Raw genomic sequence first — 2,742 nt, 5'->3', positions numbered from 1 at the left:
CAGCTCTGAGTTATCAGCACAAACTTGCTGGCCTTCTCGCTCTTTCTACCTATTTCCCAACGTCAGAAATTATTACTATCAGTGAAGCAAACAGGCAGATACCGTTAGAGGTAATGCACGGAAGTTATGACCCAGTGGTATTGCCAACAATGGGGGAGGACGCTGTTAATGATTTGCAGGCTGCTGGGTGTCAACCAAATTGGCGGACATACCCGATGGAGCATCAGGTATGCATGCCTCAGATCCGCGACATTTCATCTTGGCTGCAAGATATTCTGAAATTGTAGTTTCTGAATCGGAAATTATTAAAGTATCATGGCGTTGCTCAAGGTGATGCAGGCTTATTTGTCGGCAATCTTAGCCGCCAGCAGTCCCTGCATCGCATAGACATTGGTTTTGCCGTTAAACTCCAGGGCGATAGGCTCAGACTGGCCGGAAATCCACAGTTTTAGCTCTGCATCTAGATCGAAGTGACCTGTCGTTTCAACGGTATACATAGTGATAGATTTAAAAGGTACCGAACGGTATTCTACTTTTTTGCCTGTCATGCCTTGTTTATCGATCAAGATCAAACGACGATCTGTCAGAACAATCATGTCTCGAATTAACTTGTAGGCAAGCTCAATCTGCTCATCGGCACCGAGTATGGTGGCAAGCTCTTCTTTTGCCTCTTCATTACTCATTTCGCCGGCATTACCTAGTATTGCGTCGAATAGTCCCATCATTATTCCTTATTCTTTGTATAGATGAATTGGTAAAGCTGTTAGCTGGCCTGCTTTTTCAGATATGTAGAAACTGAGGCTTTTGCAGTGCGGGAGAGCTTCTGCATCACTGAAAACTCAGGCATGCTGATCTGGTAGTCTGATTCCATATCTTCCAGCATTAATAGCCACAGTTTGGCAGTCATTTCGGAATCAGCCAAGGCGCGGTGGAAGACGCCATCATTGTCGATATCTTTATAGGCAACTAGCGATCCGAGCTTATGGTTTGGCGCTTGCTGGTACAAACGGCGAGCAATGAGCATAGAGCAGGCAAACTGCCCATCATAATTTCGGCCGATGAAATCCAATTCAGCATCGAGAAAGCGTTGATCAAAGGAAGCGTTGTGAGCAACGAGGTTATACCCGGCAATAAAATCAGCAAACTGATCCATTACTTCGTCACAGGCTGGTGCATGTTGCAGCATTTGGTTGGTGATACCGGTATAGCCTGCAATAAAACTGCTGACTTTGAAGCCGGGATTCATCAATTGCTGAAAGCGATCGACAACGATGCCGTTGTCGATCTTAACGGCTCCGATTTCAATGGCTCGATCGCCCATGTTCGGTGAGAGCCCGGTAGTTTCGAAGTCGAGGACAATAACGGTGTTGGCTGCCTGGGAGGTTGTCACAAAATAAGCCTTAATCTGGCAATAAGAATGAGCTTATTGTAACTGTGCGATTTGATGAAGCCAAGGTTAATGCCATCAGAAGCCCGGCGGTGTTTTGCTCCAAGGGTAACCTTTCACAGCCATATCGTAACCGACTTGAAATAGTGCCCGCATGTACTCTGTATCGAACTCTTCACGATGAGGAGCATTGAAGTTTTCAGGCACATAAGCCAAATTGTAATCCACACCGTCACGTTGCGTGATTAGGTAGACCCTGTATAGGTCGCCGATTCCTTGAGTCTGTATTAGCGAGGATATGGCACGTTCCGCTATGCTCATTGTCTGACGCTCAACAGAAGCCCATTGAGGAGTTAGTTTGGCAATGCGGATGATGTAAGCGTATCGATCCCTGACCACATGCCCTTTTACTGACTGTTCTTTAACATGCAACCTAGGGGGATAGATGAATAACTGTGACATTGTACCACCATCTACATGCATTTCTTGGTACGAGCCACCATTAGCTTCGACATCGATCATGACTGGTGGAAAGGCGCCAGGGATTGCCGCTGAGGCAATCATAATGGAACGAAAAAGGTTTAGCGCCTTTGGATCACCGCTGGCAGCAATCTTAGTCAGGTTCCATATAACGGAATGACGGGCGTCTAGGTCCACAGTAGAAACTAGGAGAATCCTGCCTTTCTCGTGTTCAGCGGCTATAGCTTTGAGCAATGATTCGTCGACTTCCTTTTCTATAAGTTGCCAAAGGGGAGAGTTGTCAGCCATTGCGTCACTGGTAATTGCAGAGAGAATAGAGCGTTTTCTGATAATGTCCTCTGGAGATAAGGTTGTATACAGCTTTTTGAGCCTTGCATCGTATGCAGAGCCAAGAAATGCGAATGGGGCAATCAATGCACCGGTACTGACACCGGTCACTATTTTGAATTCCGGTCGGTTCCCCGCGATTGTCCAGCCATTCAGCAATCCGGCCCCAAAGGCACCGTGATCACCGCCACCGGATATGACCAGAAAGTTGACTGGTGGTAATGGTCCCTTGTGACCTTTTGCTTTGAGATATTCCATCTCTCGCCAAAAAGATTCGCGGCCATCTTTGATAATTGCTTCGGTGTCGATACCCACACGATATCGCACGTTTTCCATTCCCGGAACCACGGCTTGCGTTGTCAAATACTTAGGAACAGCTTCCTGTCTGCTGACTCCAGCGCAACCAGCGATTATTGATGTGGCAATTAATCCAACGACTAGAAAATATATTCGCATGGTTCATGTCCTATCTACTGATTATTAGCTGAAAGCCACTGGATTAATATTATAGGTCATTATGTGAGGGGTAATTTTTAGTAGCCTTGTAA

At 46.3% G+C, this 2,742-nt stretch carries 4 protein-coding genes; 1 reads left to right on the top strand and 3 read right to left on the bottom strand.

Features of this window, described 5'->3' with window-relative positions:
• Window positions 1–287: alpha/beta hydrolase (locus MHN01_RS23625; RefSeq protein ID WP_370646554.1), on the top strand; the 287-nt coding region annotated here is incomplete at its 5' end.
• Between the two features lie 54 nt (window positions 288–341).
• On the opposite strand, the gene MHN01_RS23620 is transcribed toward MHN01_RS23625, so the two are convergent.
• The 3 genes from MHN01_RS23620 to MHN01_RS23610 all read right to left on the bottom strand — a co-directional run bounded on the left by MHN01_RS23620 (window position 342) and on the right by MHN01_RS23610 (window position 2,650).
• Window positions 342–722 (bottom strand): PH domain-containing protein, encoded by a 381-nt coding sequence (locus MHN01_RS23620; protein ID WP_370646555.1) that lies wholly within the window; start codon window positions 720–722, stop codon window positions 342–344.
• A 41-nt stretch (window positions 723–763) separates the two neighbouring features.
• Complete coding sequence (locus tag MHN01_RS23615; protein WP_239413795.1) at window positions 764–1,390, bottom strand: 3'-5' exonuclease; 627 nt, start codon at window positions 1,388–1,390, stop codon at window positions 764–766.
• Window positions 1,391–1,465: 75 nt separating this feature from the next.
• A complete protein-coding gene (locus MHN01_RS23610; RefSeq protein WP_239413794.1) occupies window positions 1,466–2,650 on the bottom strand; it encodes a patatin-like phospholipase family protein in 1,185 nt (394 codons plus the stop codon).
• Window positions 2,651–2,742: the final 92 nt, after the last annotated feature.

This window comes from Photobacterium sp. OFAV2-7, assembly GCF_022347985.1.
Classification (GTDB): domain Bacteria; phylum Pseudomonadota; class Gammaproteobacteria; order Enterobacterales; family Vibrionaceae; genus Photobacterium.
This window is presented reverse-complemented; position numbering and strand designations above follow the sequence as displayed.